This window comes from Aeromonas sp. FL131 (assembly GCF_049860615.1).
Lineage (GTDB): Bacteria > Pseudomonadota > Gammaproteobacteria > Enterobacterales > Aeromonadaceae > Aeromonas > Aeromonas hydrophila.
On the sequence record NZ_CP187595.1, the window covers coordinates 4,157,226 to 4,178,682 of the forward strand.

General features: G+C 64.0%; 21 protein-coding genes. 12 read left to right on the plus strand and 9 right to left on the minus strand.

Annotated features, from left to right (window positions below):
* Positions 1-1,089, minus strand: coding sequence for a LysM peptidoglycan-binding domain-containing protein (locus tag ACPW75_RS19340; protein ID WP_190283813.1), 1,089 nt, complete (start codon positions 1,087-1,089; stop codon positions 1-3).
* 108 nt (positions 1,090-1,197) lie between these two features.
* Here ACPW75_RS19340 and def point away from each other — a divergent pair, with 108 nt between their 5' ends.
* From def to ACPW75_RS19365, 5 genes are all read left to right on the plus strand, one after another.
* Positions 1,198-1,710 carry a peptide deformylase gene (gene def / locus ACPW75_RS19345; protein ID WP_011704266.1) on the plus strand — a complete coding sequence of 171 codons (513 nt, stop codon included), beginning with the start codon at positions 1,198-1,200 and terminating at the stop codon, positions 1,708-1,710.
* Between the two features lie 12 nt (positions 1,711-1,722).
* Positions 1,723-2,667, plus strand: a complete 945-nt coding sequence (gene fmt / locus ACPW75_RS19350; protein ID WP_077095847.1) for a methionyl-tRNA formyltransferase — start codon at positions 1,723-1,725, stop codon at positions 2,665-2,667.
* A 56-nt stretch (positions 2,668-2,723) separates the two neighbouring features.
* Positions 2,724-4,016, plus strand: a complete 1,293-nt coding sequence (rsmB, locus tag ACPW75_RS19355) for a 16S rRNA (cytosine(967)-C(5))-methyltransferase RsmB (RefSeq protein ID WP_017410576.1) — start codon at positions 2,724-2,726, stop codon at positions 4,014-4,016.
* 147 nt (positions 4,017-4,163) lie between these two features.
* Positions 4,164-5,540, plus strand: a complete 1,377-nt coding sequence (gene trkA, locus ACPW75_RS19360; RefSeq protein ID WP_011704263.1) for a Trk system potassium transporter TrkA — start codon at positions 4,164-4,166, stop codon at positions 5,538-5,540.
* Between the two features lie 96 nt (positions 5,541-5,636).
* On the plus strand, positions 5,637-7,079 hold the full coding sequence (locus ACPW75_RS19365; protein WP_011704262.1) for a TrkH family potassium uptake protein: 1,443 nt from the start codon (positions 5,637-5,639) through the stop codon (positions 7,077-7,079).
* 97 nt (positions 7,080-7,176) lie between these two features.
* Here ACPW75_RS19365 and rmuC read toward each other — a convergent pair whose 3' ends face one another.
* Positions 7,177-8,517, minus strand: coding sequence for a DNA recombination protein RmuC (gene rmuC / locus ACPW75_RS19370; protein WP_077095848.1), 1,341 nt, complete (start codon positions 8,515-8,517; stop codon positions 7,177-7,179).
* On the minus strand, positions 8,514-8,729 hold the full coding sequence (locus ACPW75_RS19375) for a hypothetical protein (protein WP_016349071.1): 216 nt from the start codon (positions 8,727-8,729) through the stop codon (positions 8,514-8,516). Before ACPW75_RS19375 ends, rmuC begins: the two co-directional genes overlap by 4 nt.
* Before the next feature lie 138 nt (positions 8,730-8,867).
* On the opposite strand from ACPW75_RS19375, the gene ACPW75_RS19380 reads away from it, so the two are divergent.
* Entirely contained in the window at positions 8,868-9,380 is a 513-nt protein-coding gene (locus tag ACPW75_RS19380; RefSeq protein ID WP_011704259.1) for a ferredoxin-type protein NapF, read from the plus strand.
* Positions 9,381-9,438: 58 nt separating this feature from the next.
* On the opposite strand, the gene ACPW75_RS19385 is transcribed toward ACPW75_RS19380, so the two are convergent.
* The 6 genes from ACPW75_RS19385 to ACPW75_RS19410 form a co-directional block, all read right to left on the minus strand.
* A complete protein-coding gene (locus ACPW75_RS19385) occupies positions 9,439-9,891 on the minus strand; it encodes an Rrf2 family transcriptional regulator (RefSeq protein ID WP_011704258.1) in 453 nt (150 codons plus the stop codon).
* Between the two features lie 299 nt (positions 9,892-10,190).
* Complete coding sequence (locus tag ACPW75_RS19390; protein WP_011704257.1) at positions 10,191-11,030, minus strand: PfkB family carbohydrate kinase; 840 nt, start codon at positions 11,028-11,030, stop codon at positions 10,191-10,193.
* Between the two features lie 119 nt (positions 11,031-11,149).
* A complete protein-coding gene (gene ald / locus ACPW75_RS19395; RefSeq protein ID WP_017410574.1) occupies positions 11,150-12,265 on the minus strand; it encodes an alanine dehydrogenase in 1,116 nt (371 codons plus the stop codon).
* Complete coding sequence (locus tag ACPW75_RS19400; RefSeq protein WP_011704255.1) at positions 12,262-13,017, minus strand: glutamine amidotransferase-related protein; 756 nt, start codon at positions 13,015-13,017, stop codon at positions 12,262-12,264. Before ACPW75_RS19400 ends, ald begins: the two co-directional genes overlap by 4 nt.
* Before the next feature lie 84 nt (positions 13,018-13,101).
* Positions 13,102-14,598 (minus strand): CoA-acylating methylmalonate-semialdehyde dehydrogenase, encoded by a 1,497-nt coding sequence (locus tag ACPW75_RS19405; protein ID WP_077095849.1) that lies wholly within the window; start codon positions 14,596-14,598, stop codon positions 13,102-13,104.
* A 98-nt stretch (positions 14,599-14,696) separates the two neighbouring features.
* Positions 14,697-16,028 carry an aspartate aminotransferase family protein gene (locus ACPW75_RS19410; RefSeq protein ID WP_077095850.1) on the minus strand — a complete coding sequence of 444 codons (1,332 nt, stop codon included), beginning with the start codon at positions 16,026-16,028 and terminating at the stop codon, positions 14,697-14,699.
* Between the two features lie 185 nt (positions 16,029-16,213).
* Here ACPW75_RS19410 and ACPW75_RS19415 point away from each other — a divergent pair, with 185 nt between their 5' ends.
* The 6 genes from ACPW75_RS19415 (at position 16,214) to ACPW75_RS19440 (ending at position 21,454) form a co-directional block, all read left to right on the plus strand.
* A complete protein-coding gene (locus tag ACPW75_RS19415) occupies positions 16,214-16,756 on the plus strand; it encodes a cupin domain-containing protein (protein ID WP_011704252.1) in 543 nt (180 codons plus the stop codon).
* Positions 16,757-17,017: 261 nt separating this feature from the next.
* Entirely contained in the window at positions 17,018-18,514 is a 1,497-nt protein-coding gene (locus ACPW75_RS19420; protein ID WP_077095851.1) for an aldehyde dehydrogenase, read from the plus strand.
* Positions 18,515-18,639: 125 nt separating this feature from the next.
* The gene (locus ACPW75_RS19425; protein WP_016349064.1) at positions 18,640-18,813 is read left to right on the plus strand and encodes a hypothetical protein; all 174 of its coding nucleotides are present in this window, start codon (positions 18,640-18,642) and stop codon (positions 18,811-18,813) included.
* A 125-nt stretch (positions 18,814-18,938) separates the two neighbouring features.
* Positions 18,939-19,841 carry an EamA family transporter RarD gene (gene rarD / locus ACPW75_RS19430; protein WP_077095852.1) on the plus strand — a complete coding sequence of 301 codons (903 nt, stop codon included), beginning with the start codon at positions 18,939-18,941 and terminating at the stop codon, positions 19,839-19,841.
* 67 nt (positions 19,842-19,908) lie between these two features.
* Positions 19,909-20,727 carry an AraC family transcriptional regulator gene (locus tag ACPW75_RS19435; RefSeq protein ID WP_077095853.1) on the plus strand — a complete coding sequence of 273 codons (819 nt, stop codon included), beginning with the start codon at positions 19,909-19,911 and terminating at the stop codon, positions 20,725-20,727.
* Positions 20,728-20,806: 79 nt separating this feature from the next.
* On the plus strand, positions 20,807-21,454 hold the full coding sequence (locus ACPW75_RS19440; RefSeq protein WP_179101373.1) for a LysE family translocator: 648 nt from the start codon (positions 20,807-20,809) through the stop codon (positions 21,452-21,454).
* Positions 21,455-21,457: the final 3 nt, after the last annotated feature.

The following is a 21,457-nucleotide window of genomic DNA, read 5'->3' on the forward strand; positions in this document are numbered from 1 at the left end:
TCAGAAGTTGCTGACCTGATAACCGGTGCTGACCATGTCCTGACTCTGCAGGATCAGGCCATAACTCAGCTTGTCGTACACCTTGAACAACATGACCCGGGCCACGGCCTCTGACGGCAGGGGTGGCTTGCCGGTCGAATAGAACGCCTTGTCATAGACCGAGGAGTACTCCCGATAGGCGACCTTGCCATTCTTGCTCACCAGCCGGGCGCCGGGCCGCAGGATCTCCAGCACATCACCGGGTGCCACCTGATCACGTATGCCCTTGTTGATGAGCACGACGTCGAACTTGCCACCGCCGCGGGCCTTGCTCGGCAAGTCGACAATATAGCCGGGCGAAATGACGGGGGCAGCCTTGGGAGTGAACACGGCGGAGAGGCTCTCCTGCGGCGGGAACGGCATCAGCTTGTCGCCCTGATACACCTCACGCTGGTTGTGGCTGAGGGTAACCCGGGTGCGGCCGTCCGGCAGCAGGGCTTCCGCCCTGGCCGTGCCGACGAAGACCGCCTCTTGCCCCAGCTGTTCGCCACTCTTCTTGTCTTTGTAGATGGTCCCCGGATGATAGATGCCATAGTCCTGACCCGGGATCAGTGCGCCCTGTACGTAGAGGGTATCCCCCTCCAGCATGCCAATGTGTGCCTCATCATTGCCCAGCACATAAGGCAGCTGCTTTGCCTGCTGGCTGTCAGCCAGAATATGGTCGGTTTGCAGGAAGGGGCCGATCTCGCTGAGCGGCAGGGTCGGAATGGGGTTGGCCTTGTTCTCGTAACGACTCCTGGGAGAGAGACGAACAACCTGCTTGCCGCCCTGCATCGCCTTGCCAAGGCGCGGTTCGCCGTTGACCCAGCTCAGGTGCAACACGTCGCCCGGGTAGATCCAGTGGGGATTGGCGATCTGCGGGTTGATGTTCCAGAGCCTTGGCCATAGCCAGGGCTCTGCCAGATACTGGCCGGAAATATCCCAGAGGGTATCGCCTTTTTGCACCACATAGGTCTCGGGATAACCCGCTTTCAGTTTCAGCTGGTCGGCCAGCACGCCCTGGCTCAGGGTGGCCAACAGACAGGCGAGGATGGTTTGCTTCAGATACATAACACTCCCTGTTACTTCTGCGCGCAAAGTGTTGCTGTTTTTTGTCGGCGTAAATGACTAGAATTACGCCAATATTGACTGCATTTATACGAAACTAAAGAAAAAACTATGGCCATTCTAGATGTATTGCGTTTCCCCGATGAGCGTCTGCGTACCGTCGCAGCCCCTGTCGAGACCTTTACACCCGAGTTACAACACATTGTAGATGATATGTTCGAAACCATGTACGCGGAGGAAGGCATCGGCCTTGCCGCCACTCAGGTCGACATTCATCAGCGCATCATAGTGATCGATGTCTCTGAAAACCGTGAAGATCCTCTGGTATTGATCAACCCCGAGATCATCGAACAGGCCGGCAGCACCGGCATCGAGGAAGGGTGCCTCTCCGTGCCCGGCAGTCGTGCCCTGGTGCCCCGCGCCGAGTGGGTCAAAGTACGCGCCCTGGATCGCCACGGCAAGGCATTCGAGCTGGAAGCAGACGATCTGCTCGCCATCTGCATCCAGCATGAGATGGACCATCTGGTCGGCAAGCTGTTTGTGGATTACCTGTCCCCGCTCAAGCGCCAGCGCATTCGCCAGAAGCTGGAAAAGATGGCCCGTGAAGATCGCAAAGTCCTCTGAGGATCTGCCCCATTGAATAAGCTGAAACTGATTTTTGCCGGTACTCCCGACTTCGCCGCCCGTCACCTGGCGGCGTTGTTGTCTTCCGACCACGAGGTCGTCGCCGTTTACACCCAGCCCGACAAGCCTGCCGGCCGCGGCCAGAAGCTCACCGCCAGCCCGGTCAAGGAGCTGGCGCTGGCCCACGAGCTGCCGGTCTATCAACCCGCCTCCCTGCGCAAGGAAGAGGCCCAGGCCGAGCTGGCCGCCCTTGGCGCCGACCTGATGGTGGTAGTCGCCTACGGCCTGATCCTGCCCAAGGCCGTGCTCGACACTCCGCGGCTGGGCTGCATCAACGTGCACGGCTCCCTGCTGCCGCGCTGGCGCGGTGCCGCCCCGATCCAGCGCTCCATCTGGGCGGGTGATGCCGAAACCGGCGTCACCATCATGCAGATGGATGTGGGGCTGGATACCGGCGCCATGATCCGCAAGGTGAGCTGCCCCATCGCCGCCGACGAAACCTCTGCCAGCCTCTATGACAAGCTGGCCGGACTGGGCCCGCAGGCGCTGGTCGACACCGTCAATGCCATGGCTGCCGGCAACACCGCCGCCGAAGCGCAGGACGATGCACTGGCCAACTACGCCGAGAAGCTCTCCAAGGAAGAGGCCCGCATCGACTGGTCGATGGAGGCTGTCGCCATCGAACGCTGCATCCGCGCCTTCAACCCCTGGCCCATCAGCTGGTTTGAAGTCGCCGGCCAGACCGTCAAGGTATGGCAGGCCGAGGTCGTCGCACAGGATCACGGCCAGGCGGCCGGTACCCTGCTCAAGGCTGACAAACAGGGGATTGACATCGCCACCGGCAAGGGCGTGCTGCGCCTGCTGACCCTGCAGCCACCCGGCAAGAAGGCCATGTCCGTGACTGACCTGCTCAACTCTCGCCGCGACTGGTTTGAACCCGGCACGCAATTGAATTGAACTGAATTGACACAAGGCGGGGCCCAGGCCCCGACTTGCGCATCTAAGGTAACACTATGAAAACACGCGCACAGGCTGCTCTCGTCATCCAACAGGTGCTGGATCAGGGCCAGTCCCTCTCCGCCGTTCTGCCTGCTGCCCAGGAGAAGGTTGCGCCCCGCGATCGCGCCCTCCTGCAAGAACTCTGCTATGGCACCCTGCGCTGGCTGCCCCGTCTCGATGCGGCGGTCGGCGAGATGATGGACAAGCCGCTCAAGAACAAGAGCCGCATCTTCCACTATCTGATCCTGGTCGGTCTCTATCAGCTCATCTACACCCGCATTCCGGCTCACGCCGCGGTGGCCGAGACCGTCAACGCCGTCAAACTGCTCAAGGGCACTTCCTTGCGCGGCCTCATCAACGGTGTGCTGCGCAACTTCCAGCGCAGCGCCGAAGTCATTCTGCTGCGCATCGACCGAGTCCCCAGCATTCGTCTCGGCCACCCGGAGTGGCTCACCAAGCGGCTGCGCCAGGCCTATCCGGATGAGTGGGAATTCATCATGGAGGCCAACAACCAGCGCCCGCCCATGTGGATCCGCAACAACAGCCAACGCCAGAGCCGCGAGCAGATGCTGGCCCGCATGGCCGAGGCCGGCATCAATGCGATGGCCGGTGAAGAGGGCGAGGATTGCATCCTGCTGGAACGTCCCTGCGACGTGACCAAGCTGCCCGGCTTCGAGGTCGGCGACTGTTCGGTACAGGATGGCGCAGCACAACAGGCCGCCGCGCTGCTCGATCCGCAGCCGGGCGAGTGGGTGCTGGATGCCTGCGCCGCCCCCGGTGGCAAAACTGCCCACCTGCTGGAGCGCCAGCCCGCGCTGGCTGGCGTGGTGGCGGTCGATGCCGACGACAACCGCCTCAAGCGGGTGCAGGAGAACCTGGATCGCATCGGCCTCACCGCCAAGGTGATCCACGGCGATGCCAGCACACCGGATCTGTGGTGGCCGGAAGGCCAGTTCGACCGCATCCTGCTGGATGCCCCCTGCTCCGCCACCGGCGTCATCCGCCGTCACCCCGACATCAAGTGGCTGCGCAGGGATCAGGACATCCGCGAGCTGGCCGAGCTGCAACACCGCATCCTTGGCGCCCTCTGGTCGAAACTGAAAAGCGGCGGTACTCTGCTGTATGCCACCTGCTCCGTACTGCCGGAAGAGAACCGCGACCAGATCCGCGCCTTCCTTGCGGCCACCCCGGACGCCACTCTGGTGCCGCTGCATGCGCAGGACACCCCGGAGTGCCCGGGTCGCCAGTTCCTGCCGGGCGAGGCCGAGATGGACGGCTTCTACTATGCCAAGCTGATCAAGCGGTAAGCAGGGCCATCATTACGACGGGTGCCGCTTGCGGCACCCATTACTGCCCAACATCGAGCGCGCTTTCCCTATGAGATTCATCCTGTTGATGACCGTCCCCACGCACCCTGGCCGCCGTTGCAACGGCGACGCTCATGAGGCCGTCCTATGAAGATCATCATTCTGGGCGCCGGTCAGGTCGGCGGCACCCTGGCCGAGAACCTGGCCGGCGAGAACAACGACATCACCATCGTCGACACCGACAGCGACCGGCTGCGCGAGCTGCAGGACAAGTTCGACCTGCGGGTGGTCAACGGCCACGGCGCCCATCCCAAGGTGCTGCGTGAAGCGGGTGCCCAGGATGCCGACATGCTGGTCGCGGTCACCAACAGCGACGAGACCAACATGGTCGCCTGCCAGGTGGCCTACTCCCTGTTCAACACCCCCAACAAGGTGGCGCGGATCCGCTCGCCGGCCTATCTGGTGGAACGGGATCGACTGTTCCTGCCCGAATCCGTGCCGGTGGATCACCTGATCGCCCCCGAGCAGCTGGTGACCGACTACGTGCGCCGGCTGATCGAGTACCCGGGCGCCCTGCAGGTGGTGGACTTCGCCGGCGGCAAGGTGGGTCTGGTGGCCGTCAAGGCCTACTACGGCGGCCCGCTGGTGGGTAACGCCCTCTCCACCCTGCGCGATCACATGCCCAACATCGAGACCCGGGTGGCGGCGATCTTCCGTCAGGGCCGCTCCATCCGCCCACAGGGCACCACCATCATCGAGGCCGATGACGAGGTGTTCTTCGTGGCGGCGGCGGGTCATATCCGCGCCGTGATGTCGGAGCTGCAGCGGCTCGAGAGCCCCTACCGGCGCATCATGATCGTCGGCGGCGGCAACATCGGCGCCGGCCTCGCCCGCCAGCTGGAGAAGCGCTACAGCGTGAAGCTGATCGAGCGCAACCAGAAGCGGGCGGAGCAGCTCTCCGAGGTGCTGGAAAACACCATCGTCTTCTGCGGCGATGCGGCGGATCAGGAGTTGCTGGCGGAGGAGCACATAGACCAGATCGACGTCTTCATCGCGGTGACCAACGAGGACGAGGCCAACATCATGTCGGCCCTGCTCGCCAAGAAGATGGGCGCCAAGAAGACCATGGTGCTGATCCAGCGCAGCGCCTACGTGGATCTGGTGCAGGGCGGTTCCATCGACATCGCCATCTCGCCGCAGCAGGCCACCATCTCGGCCCTGCTGACCCACGTGCGCCGGGCCGACATCGCCAACGTCTACAGCCTGCGCCGCGGCGCGGCCGAGGCCATCGAGGCGATCGCCCACGGGGACGAGAACACCTCCAAGGTGGTCGGCAAGACGGTGGGCGAGCTCAAGCTGCCGCCCGGCACCACCATAGGCGCCATCGTGCGCGGTGACGAGGTGCTGATCGCCCACGACCGGACCCAGATCCAGCAGGATGACCACGTGGTGATGTTCCTGGTGGACAAGAAGTACATTCCGGAAGTGGAACGTCTGTTCCAGCCAAGTCCCTTCTTCCTGTAATCTACCCATGCACCCAGGCAGCACAACCCAGACCCGGCACAGCCTCTACCAGGGATTGTCCGGGTCTTTTGTCAATCAACGACCAGGTTATCTTGCATGATCAAGCTGCGTCCCATCATCTTCACCCTCGGGCTGGTGCTCTCCAAGCTGGCCCTGTTCATGTGGCTGCCCACCCTGCTGGCCCTGCTGACCGGCTCCGAGGGGTTCGTCGAGTTTCTCAAGTCGGTGCTGATCACTCACGGCGCGGCTCTGCTTTGCCTGCATTACGGCCGCAAGGCGGTGTTCCACCTCGGCGTGCGGGAGATGTTCCTGCTCACCACTTCGGTCTGGGTGGTAGCCTGCATCTTCGGTGCCCTGCCCTTCTTCTTCATCAATCACATCGACTTCACCGACGCCTACTTCGAGACCATGTCAGGGGTCACCACCACCGGCTCCACCGTGCTGTCGGGGCTCGACGGCATGGCCCACAGCATATTGCTGTGGCGCTCCATCCTGCAGTGGCTGGGCGGGGTGGGCTTCATCGTGATGGCGGTGGCGGTGCTGCCCTACCTCAACGTGGGCGGCATGAAGCTGTTCCAGACCGAGAGCTCGGATTGGTCCGACAAGAGTGCGCCGCGTGCCAAGACAGTGGCCAACAACATAGTGCTGGTCTACCTGGTGCTCTCCATGCTCTGCTTCCTGGCCTACTGGGTGAGCGGCATGACCCTGTTCGAAGCGGTCAACCACTCGATGACCACCCTCAGCACCGGCGGCTACTCCACCTCCGATCAATCCATGTCCCACTTCTCCAACTCGGCGCACTGGATCGGTACCGTCTTCATGTTCCTCGGCGGCCTGCCCTTCCTGCTCTATGTGCAGAGCCTGAGCCGGCGCGACAACAGCCTGCTCAAGGACGCCCAGGTCCAGGGTTTCTTCTGGCTGGTGGTCTGGGTCACCGTGGTGGTCACCTTCTACCTGTGGCTAAGGGACATCTACGGCTTCATGGATGCCCTGCGCATCAGCTGCTTCAACATCGTCTCTGTGCTCACCACCACCGGCTTCGGGCTCGGTGACTTCGGCACCTGGGGCCCGCTCACCAGCATCATCTTCATCATCCTGCTGGCCCTCGGCGCCTGCTCCGGCTCCACCGCCGGCGGCCTCAAGATCTTCCGGGTACAGGTGGCGTTCGCCCTGTTCAAGAAGCAGATGCGCCAGCTGATGCACCCCTCCGGCGTCTTCCCGCAGAAGTACAACGGCCGCCCGGTCAACGACGCCATCATCCGCTCGATGATCTCGTTCGTGCTGGCCTACTTCGCTGTCATCCTGCTGATCGCCGCTCTGCTCGCAGCCATCGGGCTGGATCCCCTGACCGCCATCTCGGGCTCCATCACCGCCGTGGCCAACGTGGGTCCGGGCATGGGGCCGATCATCGGCCCCAGCACCAACTTCGCCACCCTGCCGGACTCGGCCAAGTGGATCCTGTCGTTCGGCATGCTGCTGGGACGGCTCGAGATCCTGACCGTGGCGGTGCTCTTCTTCCCCTCCTTCTGGAAGCAGTAACCAGCGAGCTCGCGAGATCGAATGGCGAAGGGTATCAAGACGAAGAAATGCAGAAGGGCAGCCACTGGCTGCCCTTCTTATTGCATGAAGCTCCGTCTCACTCGGCCGGGTCTTCCCGCTCCAGCGCCCGGTTGACCAGCGGCTCGGGCAGAGTCTTGGTCACCTCCACCCCCAGCTCGCGAAAGCGCTCCACCTGGGCGATCAGGTTGCCGCGCCCGTTGACCAGCCGCCCCATCGCCTTGTCGTAGCTCTCCTGCGCCCGGTGCAGGCTGCCACCCAGCTGCTGCATCTCCTCCACGAACAGCCGCAGCTTCTCGTAGAGGCGGCCGGCCCGCTCGGCGATCTGGCGGGCATTCTGGTTCTGCCGCTCGTAGCGCCACAGGTTCTCGATGGTGCGCAGCGCCACCATCAGGTTGGTGGGGCTCACCAGCAGGATGTTGTTGTCGAGCCCGAATCGCACCAGCGAGGGGTCGGCCTCCACCGCGGTGAGGAAGGCGGGCTCCACCGCCACGAACATCAGCACGTAATCGAGGGTGCGCACCCCGGGCAGCTGCTGGTAATCCTTGCGGCCCAGCTCGCGGATATGGTTGCGCACCGAGGCGACGTGCTCTTTCAGCGCCACCGCCTTCTCCAGCTCGTCATCGCTGTTGTACCAGCGCTCGTAGGCGGTCAGCGACACCTTGGCATCGATGATGATGTCCTTGTCCTGCGGCAGGTGGACGATGACGTCGGGCTGGTAGCGCTTGCCCTTGTCCACCTCGATGTTGACCTGGGTATGGTACTCGTGGCCTTCGCGCAGGCCGCATTCGCTGAGGATCCGCGCCAGCACCACCTCGCCCCAGTTGCCCTGCTGCTTGCTGTCGCCCTTGAGGGCGCGGGTCAGCGCCGCCGCCTCTTCGGTCATGCGGGCGTTGAGCTCGGCCAGGCGCTCCAGCTCGAACTTGAGGCTGTGGCGCTGGGCCGTCTCCTGGGCGTGGGTCTCCCCCACCTGGCGGCGAAAGCCCTCGAGCTGCTCTTTCAGCGGCGTCAGCAGCAGATCCAGGCTGTTCTGGTTCAGTTCGCGGAAGTTGCCCGAGTTTTGCTCGAAGATCCGGTTGGCGAGGTTCTCGAACTGCTGGCTGAGGCGCTGTTCCGCCTCCTGTTGCAGTTGCAGCTTCTCGGCGGCGGCCAGCCGCTCGCTGCGCAGGGTGGCCTCGGCATCCTTGAGACGGGCGGTGAGCTTGATCAGCAGGGTCTGCTGTTGCTCCAGCTTCTGCTGGCTCTGCAGCTTTTCATCCTGCAGCTCGTCACAGCGATCCTGCAGCGCCTGCTGGCGTTCCTCGCTCAGCAGCACCTGCTGGGCCAGCTGTGCCGCACCACGCCGGCCCACCAGCCAGCCGAGACCGACCGCCAGCACGGCGCCAGCCAGCAGCAGGCTCCAGAGCCCGGGCTCGATCATTTGCGGCTCCGCTGACGCAGAAAGAGTTCGAGATAGCGGTTGAGCAGCAGCCAGAGCAGCACGTAGAGCAGATAGGCGGCCAGCACCACCCACTTGTGACTGTTAACTCCGGTGTCGAGCTCGACGAATTCGATCCCCTTGATGCGGCAGTAGCCCCACATCAGCAAGGGGAAGACATAGAGCAGAGAAGCACGCCACAGAAATAACCACATGAGTTCATTCAATCCTGCAAAAAGACCCGCCTAGCTTACACAAGGGCAACCCGGCTTGCGATCCTGGCCGGCGCTATTCTCTGGCTTGCGAAGGGAAACTTGGATAAAATTAACCCCTAATAGGTATCAGGGGTGAGCATGACTCATTTTTTCTGTCGCTGGCTGACGCAAGCATTGGGGGGCTCTCGCAAACCGGAGGTGGTTTGTCACGAAGCGCGTCCCCCCTGGGCCATCGAAGAGTCCCAGTTCCTCTCTCTCTGCTCCCGCTGCGGTGAATGCTTCAAGGCCTGTCCCAACGGCCTGCTCAAACCGGCCAACCAGCCCGAATACGACGACACCCCCATCGCCGGCACCCCCGTGCTGGATCTCGCCTGCGGCCAGTGCAGCTATTGCGGCAGCTGCGCCAGAGCCTGTCCGACCGGCGCCCTCGACCTGCAGCTGGGTCGTCAGGTGCAGACCCGGGTGCGGATCGAGGCCAGCTGCCAGGCCCGGCAGGGCTTCTACTGCCTGCTGTGTGAAGATGCCTGCCCCCAGCAGGCGATCAAGGCTACCGCCGACGGCGTCAGCATCAACATGGCGGCCTGCGACGGCTGCGGCGCCTGCGGTCTCGCCTGCCTGCACGGCGCCATCACCCTGATCCCCCAGCTCTGAACTCAAACCCCGGACATGACAAAGGGGCCCGTGGGCCCCTTTGTCATGCTTGCCTGGCTTATGCCATGGCCAGAATCGAATCCTGTTCGATGCCGAGCAGGTGGCAGAGCCGGGTCGGATCGCGCACCGCATCGGCCAGGGTGTACTCCCCCAACACCTCGAGGAAGGCGTTCATGGCGCGGCGCAGAATACCCTGGATGCGGCAGCCACCGGAGAGGCGGCAGTTCTCGCGCTTGCAGTCCACCGGGCAGAGCACGTGCTCCATGTCCATCACCACGTCACGCAAATTGATGGAGACGGCGGAGCGGCCGAGGCGGATGCCGCCATGCTTGCCACGCACCGTCTCTATGTACCCCTTGATACCGAGCTGATGCACTATCTTGACCACGTGGTTGCGGGAGATGGCAAAGGTATCGGCCACCTCGGTGATGGTCGACAGGCGATCTCCCGGCTGGACCGCCAGAAAAGTCAGGGTACGCAGGGCATAGTCGGTAAATCGTGTCAGTTGCATGGTCGCACTTGCCTCTTACTACAAGTCAGAAATCAGGACGACAACCTAAAGCTAAGAGGCGGGGAAGCGCTTGCGCCCGCGCAAGGTCCGCATCTTAATCTGAGTCGTGGAATGACAAGGTTAAGAGCAGCTCAGGCGGGTGTCGATGAAGATGCACATAAATCGACACTTTCTTTGATTGATCGCAAACTTGCAGGGTTAGTCCAAGGTTTTGGGGGGTTATGGCGGTTAAATTCGCCGGTTTTCCCCTCCGCCTCGGCCCGTACAAGGCGACCTCATCGGCAACGGTTCATGGCGGCTCAGTGCGGCTGCCTGAGCCAGTTTTTCAGGGCGCTGGAGGGGATGGAACTCTCGGAGGCGACCGCGAAGGCGCCCCAGTCCACCGCGCACTGCAGTGCATCCCGGATCGCCATGCCTCGCGCCAGCCCGTGGATCAGACCGCCGGCGAAGGCATCCCCCGCCCCCGTGGTGTCCACCACCGACACCGGCCGCGCCGCCACCCGGATCTGCTCCTCACCGTGAATGGCCACCGCCCCCGCCTTGCCTTCGGTCAGCACCAGCCAGGCCAGCTGCTCGCCGGCGATCTGGCGGGCATGCTGCCAGGGGTCGTCCACCTCGCCGAGGTCGGAGCGGGAGGCCACCAGCACGTGACAGGGGCGACGCGCCTGGCCGCCCTTGGGGTACTGGGCCACCACGAAGCTCTTGCCGAGCATCTGGCGCATGTAGCCGATGATGGCGGTGCCCGGGTAGTTCACATAGAGGCAGTCCACCCCCTCGCTCGGCAGATCACCCGGCAGGTCCGGGCGCCGTGGCCGCCGAAGGATGGTGCGCTCGCCGGTGGAGTCCACCAGGATCAGCAGCTCGCCGGTCTCGCCGCCGAAACGCTCCACATGGCTGCAATCCAGACCGTAGCCCGCCGCCTGCTCCAGCAGCCAGTCGCCGGTTTCGTCCAGCCCGATGCGCGAGGCGATGGTCACCTCATGGCCGGCCCACACCAGCCCGATGCCGGTGTTGGCAGCGCCACCGCCGAGCCGGCGGCCCTGATCCAGGTATTGCAGGCGGGCACCGGCCACCAGGGGTTCGGAGAGAGAGAGCACGTGATCACAGTTGAGATTGGCGAGCAGCAGAATGCGGGACATGAAGAGACCTCACTGACAGGGGAGCCCAGTATATGAGAAAGGGCCGTGGCGGCCCTCCCTGAAATCGCGGGGTTTGTGAGCCCGCTCGACGTTTGCCGAGCGGGCGAGCGACGGCTGCGTCAGCCCAGTACCGACTCGGCGCTGACGTACTCATAGCCGAGCGCCTGCGCCACAGCCGCCTGGGTGATCTTGCCCTTGAACACGTTCAGACCGGCCCGCAGGTGACGATCGTCCTGCAGCGCCCGGGCGTAGCCCTTGTCGGCCAGCGCCAGCACGAACGGCAGGGTGGCGTTGGTCAGCGCGAAGGTGGAGGTGCGCGCCACCCCGCCCGGCATGTTGGCCACGCAGTAGTGGATGATGCCGTCCACCACGTAGGTAGGCTCCTCGTGGGTGGTCGGGTGGGAGGTCTCGAAACAGCCGCCCTGATCGATGGCCACATCCACCAGCACCGAGCCCTTGCGCATCAGCTTGAGCATGTCGCGGGTCAGCAGCTTGGGCGCCGCCGCCCCCGGGATCAGCACGGCACCGATCACCAGATCGGCCTGGGCAATGCACGCCTCTATGTTGGTACGGGTGGAGTAGAGGGTCTTGAGGGCCGGGCCGTAGAGGCTGTCCAGCTCCCGCAGTCGCGGCAGGGAGCGATCCAGGATGGTGACGTCGGCCCCCAATCCCAGCGCCATGCGCGCCGAGTTGACGCCGACCACCCCGCCGCCCAGCACCACCACCTTGGCAGGCGCCACCGCGGGCACCCCGCCCAGCAGGGTGCCGTTACCCCCCTGCGCCTTCTCCAGACTGTGGGCGCCGGCCTGGATCGCCATCCGCCCCGCCACCTCGGACATGGGCGCCAGCAGCGGCAGGCCGCCGCGCTCGTCGGTCACCGTCTCGTAGGCGATGGCCACCGCCCCCGAGTGCACCAGCAGCTGGGTCTGCACCGGATCCGGCGCCAGGTGCAGATAGGTGAACAGCAGCTGACCCGGCCTGAGCAGTTCACACTCCTCCGGCTGGGGCTCCTTCACCTTCACTATCATCTCGGCCCGGGCGAAGATCTCCGCCGCGCTGGCCACCAGTTCGGCACCGGCTGCCTGGTACTCGGCGTCGGACAGCCCGATCGCCTCGCCTCCCTGCTGCTGCACCAGCACCTTGTGTCCCCGGGCCGTCAGCTCCTGCACTCCGGCGGGAGTCATGCCGACCCGGTATTCATGGTTTTTGATTTCCTTGGGTACGCCAATAATCATGCTCGCTCTCCTGCTGTGATCCCGCCGGCGGCCGTGTCGGCGCCGGGCAGGATGCCCAAAAATTGCAACAACCACTGCATCATGGTGGCCGAATCCACCTCTCCCTCCAGCGAGGAGAGGCTGCGCTGGTAACGATCGTCCGGCAGCAGATCCCGCCGCCGCTCGATCAGCGCCCGGTTGTACTCCACCGAGAATTCCGGATGTCCCTGGATGGCCACTATGTGGTCACCCTGCAAAAACATGAAATTGGGACAAAAATCATTGCCCGCCAGCCGGGTGGCCCCCGGTGGCAGCTGCTCCACCTGATCCTGGTGGCTGGCCAGGATCCGGATGGTCTCGAGCCCAGGCTCCATCCAGGGTTGCCGCGCCAGCATGGGATGGACCGATACCCCCAGCCCCCAGCCTTTGGTGGACTTCATCACCTCGCCCCCCAGCGCCTGGGCGATCACCTGGTGGCCGAAGCAGACCCCGGCCAGCTTGACGTCGGCATCGTGGGCACGCCGGATCCAGTCGCGCAGCGCCCGGATCCAGGGGATGTCGCTGTAGGCATCGTGGCGCGAGCCGGTGATGAGCCAGGCATCGCACTCGTGCAGATCGGCCGGCAGCTCGCCATCGAGCGCCGACCAGACCCGAAACTCCAGCCCGGGGGCCAGCGCCCGGAAGCCCTTGATAAACATCTCGGAGTAAACGGGGCCGAAATCCCCCACCAAGTCGGGGTCCAGCCGGTCACAATCGAGAATTCCCAGTCGCATCTGTTACTCCTTCACAGTGATAGCGGCGAACGAAGGTGGATTCCTGCCACCGGGCCATGTCCGGGCTAGCTGCTGCATGGTTGATTACTTCATTGTCGGCATGGAGAACTCCGCGCCCGCCCGCAGGCTCTGGGGCCAGCGGGCAGTCACCGTCTTCATCCGGGTATAGAAGCGCACCCCATCCGGCCCGTGCATGTTGAGCGGCCCGAAGATGGACCGCTTCCAGCCACCAAAGCTGTGAAACGCCATGGGCACCGGGATGGGAACGTTCACCCCTACCATACCGACCTGCACGCGGGCGGTGAAGTCCCGCGCGGTGTCGCCGTCACAGGTGAAAATGGCGGTGCCGTTGCCGTACTCGTGTTCGTTGATGAGCCTGAGCGCCGTCTCGTAGTCCGGCGCCCGCACGATGGCCAGCACCGGGCCGAAGATCTCCTCCCGGTAGATGCGCATCTCGGGGCCGACCCGGTCGAACAGGCTGCCGCCGATGAAGTAACCCTCACCGTGGCTCAGGCCCCGGCCGTCCACCACCAGCTCGGCCCCCTCGGCCACCCCCTGATCCACATAGCCGCGCACCTTGGCCAGGTGCTCGCGGCTGATGAGCGGCCCCATCTCGTTCTCCGGGCTCTGGCCCAGCCCCGGGCCCACCCGCAGCGCCGCCACCAGCGGCGACAGCCTGGCCACCAGCGCATCGGCCGTCTCATCCCCCACCACCACGGCCACCGAAATGGCCATGCAGCGCTCGCCGGCCGCACCGTAGGCCGCTCCCATCAGGGCGGAGACCGCCAGCTCGAGATCCGCATCCGGCATCACCAGCATGTGGTTCTTGGCGCCGCCCAGCGCCTGTACCCGCTTGCCGTGGGCCGAGGCGGTGGCATAGATGTACTGGGCGATGGGAGTGGAGCCGACGAACGACACGGCACCGACCCGCGGGTCGGTCAGCAGCACGTCTACCACCTCCTTGTCACCGTTCACCACGTTGAGCACCCCGTCCGGCAGGCCGGCCTGCTTGAGCAGCTCGGCCATGCGCAGGGAGAGGGAGGGATCCTTCTCGGAGGGCTTGAGAATGAAGGTGTTGCCGCAGGCGATGGCCACCGGGAACATCCACAGCGGCACCATGGCCGGGAAGTTGAACGGGGTGATGCCGGCGCAGACACCCACCGGCTGCATCATGGAGTGGCTGTCGACCCCGCGGCCCACGTTGAGGGAGTGCTCCCCCTTGAGCAGGTGGGGAATGCCGCAGGCAAACTCCACCACCTCGAGGCCACGGGTCAGCTCGCCCTGGGCGTCGGAGAACACCTTGCCGTGCTCGCGACTGATCAGCCGCGCCAGATCGTCCCTGTGCTGCTCCATCAACTCCTTGAAGCGAAACAGCACCCGGGCTCGCACCAGCGGCGGAGTCTGCGCCCAGTCAGCCAGGGCGCGCTCGGCGCTGGCGATGGCATCCTGGCACTCGGCGGCGGTGCTGAGCACCACCTGGCCCTGCTGCTGGCCGGTGGCCGGGTTGAAGATGGTTCCGAAGCGCTCGCTGCGGCTCTCGGTCGTCTCGCCGTCGATGAAGTTGCTGACCCTGTATGTCATAAATCCTCCGTGATGGGTTATGCGTGCCTGCCCGCGCCGCCCCGGGGAGCAGGCACGGGCAAGTGGCGCCGCGACGGGCGCCATCAACCGGTTAAAAGTCAGTCCTGGGCCTGCAGGGCATCCTGCAGCAGGGTGAAGAGATCGTCGATCTGGCTGCGCTCGATGATGAGGGGCGGCGACAGGGCGATGATGTCGCCGGTGACCCGGATCAGCGCCCCCTTCTCGAAGCAGCGCACGAACACCTCATAGGCGCGCTTGCCCGGCGCATCCGGCATGGATTCGAGCTCGATGCCCGCCACCAGCCCGTAGTTGCGCACATCCTTCACGTGCTTGCAGCCCTTGAGCGAATGGGCCGCCTCCTCCCAGTAGCCCGCCAGATCGGCGGCGCGGCTCAGCAGGTTCTCGTTGCGATAGATTTCGAGGGTCGCCAGGCCCGCAGCGGCGGCCACCGGATGACCGGAGTAGGTGTAGCCGTGGAACAGCTCGATGGCCCCCTTGCCGGCCGCCATCATGTCGTCATAGATGGCGTTGCTCACCAGCACGGCCCCCATGGGGATGGCGCCGTTGGTCAGCCCCTTGGCACAGGTGATCATGTCGGGGATGACGTCGAACTCCTGGGCGGCGAAGGGGGCACCGAGGCGGCCGAAACCGGTGATCACCTCATCGAAGATCAGCAGGATGCCGTGTTTAGTGCAGATCTCCCGCAGCCGCTTGAGGTAGCCTTTGGGGGGCATCAGCACGCCGGTACTGCCGGCGATGGGCTCGACGATCACCGCCGCTATGTTGCTGGCATCGTGCAGGAAGACAATCTTCTCCAGCTCGTCGGCCAGCGCCACATCCTCCTCGGGCAGCCCCTTGGTGAAGGCATTCTTGGCGATGTTGAGGGTGTGGGGCAGGTGATCCACCCCGCTCAGCAGGGAGCCGAACCACTTGCGGTTGCCGGGAATGCCCCCCACCGAGATGCCGCCGAAGCCGACCCCGTGGTAACCGCGCTCACGGCCGATCAGCCGGGTACGGGTGCCCTGGCCGCGCGCCCGCTGCCAGGCCAGCGCGATCTTGAGCGCGGTATCCACCGATTCCGAACCGGAGTTGGTATAGAAGACGTGGCCGAGCCCCTTGGGGGCGATCTCCACCAGCCGGTTGGCCAGCTCGAACGGCAGGGGGTGTCCCATCTGGAACGTAGGGGCAAAATCGAGGTGGGAAATCTGCAGGGAAACTGCCTCGGCAATCTCGCGCCGACCATGACCCGCGTTGCAACACCAGAGCCCGGCAGTGCCATCCAGTATCTTGCGGCCATCCTCTGAGTGATAATACATCCCCTCTGCCGACTTCAGGATGCGCGGCGCCGCCTTGAACTGCTGGTTGGCGGTGAACGGCATCCAGAAAGCGGACATGTCGGAGGGAGTATTGATGTCGCTGATCGGTTTCATGGTCACCTCATCCTTAAGGTGTTTAGTAACTATCGGCCAATGCCTATTAAATTAAACACCTGAAATCTTAAAAAAGGGCTCAAACTTGCCCCATATGGTATCACCCGGCTAGCTGCTCTGAGCGGGGTGGTATAAGATATTTAACACAAATTTAATAATAGTAAACAGTCAAGGAGTGTCTATCGATGGATATCGGTCACCGCCTCAAGGCGGTTCGCACCAAGGCGGCCCTCTCCCAGCGCGAGCTGGCGAAACGCTCCGGTGTGACCAACGGCTTTATCTCCCAGATCGAGAAAAATCAGGTGAGCCCCTCGGTCGCCTCCCTGCGCAAGGTGCTGGAAGGCATTCCCATGTCGCTGGCCACCTTCTTCACCGATGAGACGGAGATGGACTCCGAGGTGATCTTCCGCGCCGCCGACATGCCGGATCTTGGCACCCACCCCATCAGCTACCGCCTGGTGGGCCACAGCCGCGCCAACCGTGCCATCGGCATGATGCAGGAGATACTGCCACCAGGCGCCGACACCGGCGACGACATGCTGAGCCACGAAGGCGAAGAGTGCGGCATCGTCATCCAGGGTCAGGTGGAGGTCACCGTCGGCGAGCAGGTCTACCTGCTGACGCCGGGGGACGGCTACTACTTCGACAGCCGCACCCCGCACCGTTTCCGCAATGTGGATGAGCACGAATGCGTGCTGATCTCGGCCAACACCCCCGCCAGCTTCTAAGCCATGAGAGGGGAGATCCCGCCCCTTGGCGGACCCGGCACAGCGAGCAGCCCCTTCGCGCCGGCCTCCACTTCGGCAGGCGCCGACGGCCCGCGCTTGCGGTGCGGTTTGCCCCGCCGAGCGCCCTCACCGGCATGGATTCCGGATGAGGCCAAACCGGCGAAGTGTTTAACGAATTGTTACAAGATGGATTTACAAGCGGCAGGATGTTTAGCATATTGATACGCGGAAACTGACTTTTTGCCGGTTCAAGGAGTGAACATGAGTGACCTGACCCTGGCCCAGTGGCAACACAAGGCCTCCCACCTGACCCTGCCCTCGCAAGCCTTCATCGACGGCAGCTATCGGGACGCCATCAACGGCGCCACCTTCGACTGCATCAACCCGGCCAACGGCAAGCTGCTGACCAAGGTCGCCGCCTGTGACGCCGCCGATGCCGAACTGGCGGTGCAGGCTGCCCGCGCCGCCTTCGACGACAAACGCTGGAGCGGTCTGCCGCCCAAGCAGCGCAAGCAGATCCTGCAGCGCTTCGCCGAACTGATGCGGCTCAACAAGGTGGAGCTGGCGCTGCTGGAGTCCCTGGACATGGGCAAGCCCATCGGCGACGCCATGGGCTATGACGCCCCCGCCGCCGCCAACTGCATCGCCTGGAACGCCGAAGCCATCGACAAGATTTACGATCAGGTCGCGCCGGTCGAGGAGTCCGCCCTGGCGCTGGTGACCCGCGAACCGCTCGGGGTGGTCGCCGCCATCGTGCCGTGGAACTTCCCGCTGGTGATGGCCTGCTGGAAGCTGGGGCCGGCACTGGCCACCGGCAACTCGGTGATCCTGAAACCCTCCGAGAAATCCCCGCTCACCGCTCTGCGCATCGCGGGTCTGGCCAAGGAGGCAGGCATCCCCGACGGCGTGTTCAACGTGCTGCCCGGCTTCGGCAATACCGTGGGCGAGGCACTGGCCATGCACATGGATGTGGACTGCATCACCTTCACCGGCTCCACCAAGATCGGCAAGCATCTGGTGCAGTGCTCCGGCAAGTCGAACCTCAAGCGCGCCTTTATGGAGTGCGGCGGCAAGAGCCCCAATATCATACTGGCGGACGCGCCTGACCTGGACGCCGCCGCCAAAAGCGCCGCTGGCGCCATCTTTTACAACCAGGGCGAGGTGTGTACCGCCGCCTCCCGCCTGCTGGTGCAAAACAGCATCAAGCCGCAGTTCATGGACCGGCTGCTGGCCCATGCCCGCGAATGGATCTCGGCCAACCCGCTCGACCCTGCCACCCGCATCGGCGCCATGGTGGACCACATCCAGATGGAGCAAGTGCTCAACTACATCGCCATCGGCCAGCAGGAGGGCGCCAAGCTGCTGCTGGGAGGCAAGCGCACCAATACCGAGAGCGGCGGCTTCTACATCGAGCCCACCATCTTCGACGAGGTGACCCCAGAGATGCGCATTTTCCGCGAGGAGATCTTCGGCCCTGTGCTGGCGGTGACCGGCTTCGACACGCTGGAAGAGGCCATTGCGCTCGGCAACGACACCGACTACGGTCTGGCCGCCGCGATCTGGACGGCGGATCTCAACAAGGCGGTGAAAGGCTCCCGCGCCCTGCGCGCCGGCACCGTGTTCGTCAACAACTGGGATGGCGGCGACATGACCATGCCGTTCGGCGGCTTCAAGCAGTCCGGCAACGGTCGCGACAAGTCACTGCATGCGCTGGAGAAGTACACCGAGCTGAAAAGCACCTGGATCCAGCTCGAATAGCATCAGAAATGACGCTTATCTGCGAATTGGGGGGAGAAATCCCCCTTTTTCATTTTTGCCCTTTCATCGCCAGCCTCAATCGATATAATCATCAAATAGACAAGCCCTTAAATATAAAGATAAAAATGTTATTTTTTCTGGGAAGTGTACTGTTTCTGGTAATAGGACTGCCGCTGCTGTTCTACATGCTGGGACACGGCGAGGCCTACGTGACCTGGGGTCCGTGGATCTCCGCCATCGCTCTCATGCTGTGGCTGCTGCTGGATGTGGACAAGATCCGCCGGGGCGGTGGCCGCTGAGCCGGGCAGTACGCCGTTAAAATCCGCTGATCATCATTTATTAACTTCTTTCCCCGCAAAAGGATCGCTACACTGATTTTTTGCGATGTTTTCCCGCATCCAACTCTCCAGTGAAGGTTATCCGCATGCAGCAACACGTTCAGCGTCAGGGCGTCATCTACGCCTTGTGCGCCTATACCCTTTGGGGGTTGGCCCCCATCTACTTCAAGACCATTGCCGCCGTGCCGGCCGCCGAAATCCTGACCCACCGGATGATCTGGTCGTGCGCCCTGCTGATGGTGCTGACCCTGATCGGCCGCCAGTGGCACAAGGTACAGGCGGTGCTGCGCCAGCCGAAAGTGCTGCTCACCCTGGCCTTTACCTCCATCACGGTCGGCGGCAACTGGCTGCTGTTCATCTGGGCCATCAACAACGGCCACATGCTGGATGCCAGCCTCGGCTACTACATCAACCCGCTGTTCAACGTGCTGCTCGGCATGCTGTTCCTGAGCGAGAAGCTGCGCCGGTTGCAGTGGTGGGCGGTCGGGCTGGCGGCGATCGGTGTCGCGATCCAGATCATCGCCTTCGGCTCCCTGCCCTGGATAGCGCTGGTGCTGGCCTCGAGCTTCGCCATCTATGGCCTGATCCGCAAAAAGCTGGCCCTCGATGCGCTGACCGGCCTCTTGATCGAGACCCTGATCATGCTGCCGCCGGCCGCCATCTATCTGTGGGGCTTTGCCGACAGCCCTACCAGCCATCTCACCCAGAATGACTGGCACCTCAACCTGCTGCTGATCGCCGCCGGTGCGGTCACCACGGCTCCCCTGCTCTGCTTCACCGCCGCCGCCACCCGGCTCAAGCTCTCCACCCTGGGCTTCTTCCAGTACATAGGGCCGAGCCTGATGTTCATCCTGGCGGTCACCCTCTATGGCGAGGCGCTGGCGCTGGACAAGATGATCACCTTCGCCTTCATCTGGAGCGCATTGGTGCTGTTCAGTCTGGACGGGCTGCGCAGCGGCAAGCGCCGGCAGGCAGCGGAGCAGGCTTGACGGCAAGGGGGAGCCACGCTGCAATAATCTACAAGCCCGTATTCGGGTTTCAGGTTATCAATAGTCGATGAGCGCACCCCAATCCCGCATCCACTACTGGCAATCCCGGCTGCTGCCGGGGGTTGAACTCTCCCACTCCCACCACAGGGAGTTCAGCTATGGCCGCCATGTTCACCTGGACTACCACATAGGTCTGGTGCAGCAGGGCGGCCAGAAATTCATCCACAAGGGCAACAGCCACCACCTGGTGCGCGGCGAGCTCTCCACCGTCAACCCGGACGAGATGCACGACGGCCTCAGCCTGCGGCCGGAAGGGTACGAGGTGCGGGTGTTCGCCATCGCCCCCGAGCAGCTGGCCCGCTGGCTGCCAGACAGCCCGGAACCCTTCTTCGACAAGGGATTGCAGAGCCGCCCCGACCTCTATCAGGGTTTTGCCCGGCTGCACATGTACCTGGACAATCCCAGCCCCGACGGTCTGCTGGCGGAGAGCCAACTGCTGGCCCTGCTCGGCGAGCTGCTGCACCTGGCACCCGAGCGCCACGCCCTGGCCGACCCTCAGCTCAGGTTCCTGCGCGACTACCTGATGGCCCGGCTGGATGAGCGCCACAGTCTGGAGGATCTGGCCGCCCTGTTCGGGCTGGATCGCTTCGCCTTTCTGCGCCAGTTCAAGAAGAAGACCGGCATGACCCCCTACGCCTGGCTCAAGCGGTTGCGGCTCGAGCAGAGCAAGCGCCTGCTCGGCAGCGGCCTGCCGGTGAGCGAGGTGGCGCTGGCGGTCGGTTTCTTCGATCAGAGCCACTTCCACCACGGTTTTCGCCAGGCGTTCGGCCTCACCCCCGCCGATTTTCGCCAGCAGATGCTGGCCGCCATTGGGCGCACTGACTAACTCCGCGCTGCAATCTTTTACAATCCCGCCCCCCTGCGATCCGCCATGCTGTGAGCTCGATACTGTCGCAGAGGTTTCCATGTTCACCAGCCTGTTTCTGACCATAGGTCTCATCCATCTCATCGCTCTGGCGAGCCCGGGCCCGGACTTCGCGCTGATCCTGCGCACCAGCCTGCACAGGCCCACCGCTCTCGGGGCGGCACTCGGCATCGCCCTGGCGATTGTGGTGCACGCCACCCTCAGCCTCACCGGCATCAGCCTGCTGATTGCCGAACACCCATGGCTGTTCATGACGGTGAAGGTGATCGGCGCTCTCTATCTGGGCTGGCTCGGCTGGGGGGCTCTCAAGGCGGCCTGGCGCAGCTCGGCCGAGCTCGCCCTGCACGCAGGCGGCGAGGCGCAGGGTTGGCGCAAGGGGGTGCAGCGCGGCATTGCCACCAACCTGCTCAACCCCAAGGCACTGCTGTTCTTCATGGGGCTGCTGGCCGCCATGGTGACACCCCAGGTAGACGGCCTGACCCGCGGCCTGCTGGTGCTGGAGCTGTTCCTGCTCTCCCTGGTCTGGTTCGGGGTGCTGGCCTGGAGCCTCTCCACCGTGCGGGCCCAGCGCCTGCTCGGCCGCGTGCAGCGTCCGCTCAATCTGGTCACCGGCCTGCTGTTTGGCGCGGTCAGCCTCTCCATCCTGACCGGCATGGCCGGCGAGGCCTACGCCCTGGTCCTGCACTGATCC

Excerpts from the sequence above, each read along its gene's own strand:
- ACPW75_RS19380 (WP_011704259.1), top strand. The coding sequence starts at position 8,868 with ATGACTCATTTTTTCTGTCGCTGGCTGACGCAAGCATTGGGGGGCTCT.
- ACPW75_RS19440 (WP_179101373.1), top strand. The coding sequence starts at position 20,807 with ATGTTCACCAGCCTGTTTCTGACCATAGGTCTCATCCATCTCATCGCT.
- ACPW75_RS19390 (WP_011704257.1), bottom strand. The coding sequence starts at position 11,030 with ATGTCCCGCATTCTGCTGCTCGCCAATCTCAACTGTGATCACGTGCTC.
- trkA (WP_011704263.1), top strand. The coding sequence starts at position 4,164 with ATGAAGATCATCATTCTGGGCGCCGGTCAGGTCGGCGGCACCCTGGCC.
- ACPW75_RS19385 (WP_011704258.1), bottom strand. The coding sequence starts at position 9,891 with ATGCAACTGACACGATTTACCGACTATGCCCTGCGTACCCTGACTTTT.
- def (WP_011704266.1), top strand. The coding sequence starts at position 1,198 with ATGGCCATTCTAGATGTATTGCGTTTCCCCGATGAGCGTCTGCGTACC.
- rmuC (WP_077095848.1), bottom strand. The coding sequence starts at position 8,517 with ATGATCGAGCCCGGGCTCTGGAGCCTGCTGCTGGCTGGCGCCGTGCTG.
- ACPW75_RS19400 (WP_011704255.1), bottom strand. The coding sequence starts at position 13,017 with ATGCGACTGGGAATTCTCGATTGTGACCGGCTGGACCCCGACTTGGTG.
- ACPW75_RS19365 (WP_011704262.1), top strand. The coding sequence starts at position 5,637 with ATGATCAAGCTGCGTCCCATCATCTTCACCCTCGGGCTGGTGCTCTCC.
- ACPW75_RS19415 (WP_011704252.1), top strand. The coding sequence starts at position 16,214 with ATGGATATCGGTCACCGCCTCAAGGCGGTTCGCACCAAGGCGGCCCTC.
- rsmB (WP_017410576.1), top strand. The coding sequence starts at position 2,724 with ATGAAAACACGCGCACAGGCTGCTCTCGTCATCCAACAGGTGCTGGAT.
- ACPW75_RS19420 (WP_077095851.1), top strand. The coding sequence starts at position 17,018 with ATGAGTGACCTGACCCTGGCCCAGTGGCAACACAAGGCCTCCCACCTG.
- ACPW75_RS19405 (WP_077095849.1), bottom strand. The coding sequence starts at position 14,598 with ATGACATACAGGGTCAGCAACTTCATCGACGGCGAGACGACCGAGAGC.
- ACPW75_RS19375 (WP_016349071.1), bottom strand. The coding sequence starts at position 8,729 with ATGTGGTTATTTCTGTGGCGTGCTTCTCTGCTCTATGTCTTCCCCTTG.
- ACPW75_RS19340 (WP_190283813.1), bottom strand. The coding sequence starts at position 1,089 with ATGTATCTGAAGCAAACCATCCTCGCCTGTCTGTTGGCCACCCTGAGC.
- rarD (WP_077095852.1), top strand. The coding sequence starts at position 18,939 with ATGCAGCAACACGTTCAGCGTCAGGGCGTCATCTACGCCTTGTGCGCC.
- ACPW75_RS19435 (WP_077095853.1), top strand. The coding sequence starts at position 19,909 with ATGAGCGCACCCCAATCCCGCATCCACTACTGGCAATCCCGGCTGCTG.
- ald (WP_017410574.1), bottom strand. The coding sequence starts at position 12,265 with ATGATTATTGGCGTACCCAAGGAAATCAAAAACCATGAATACCGGGTC.
- ACPW75_RS19425 (WP_016349064.1), top strand. The coding sequence starts at position 18,640 with ATGTTATTTTTTCTGGGAAGTGTACTGTTTCTGGTAATAGGACTGCCG.
- ACPW75_RS19410 (WP_077095850.1), bottom strand. The coding sequence starts at position 16,028 with ATGAAACCGATCAGCGACATCAATACTCCCTCCGACATGTCCGCTTTC.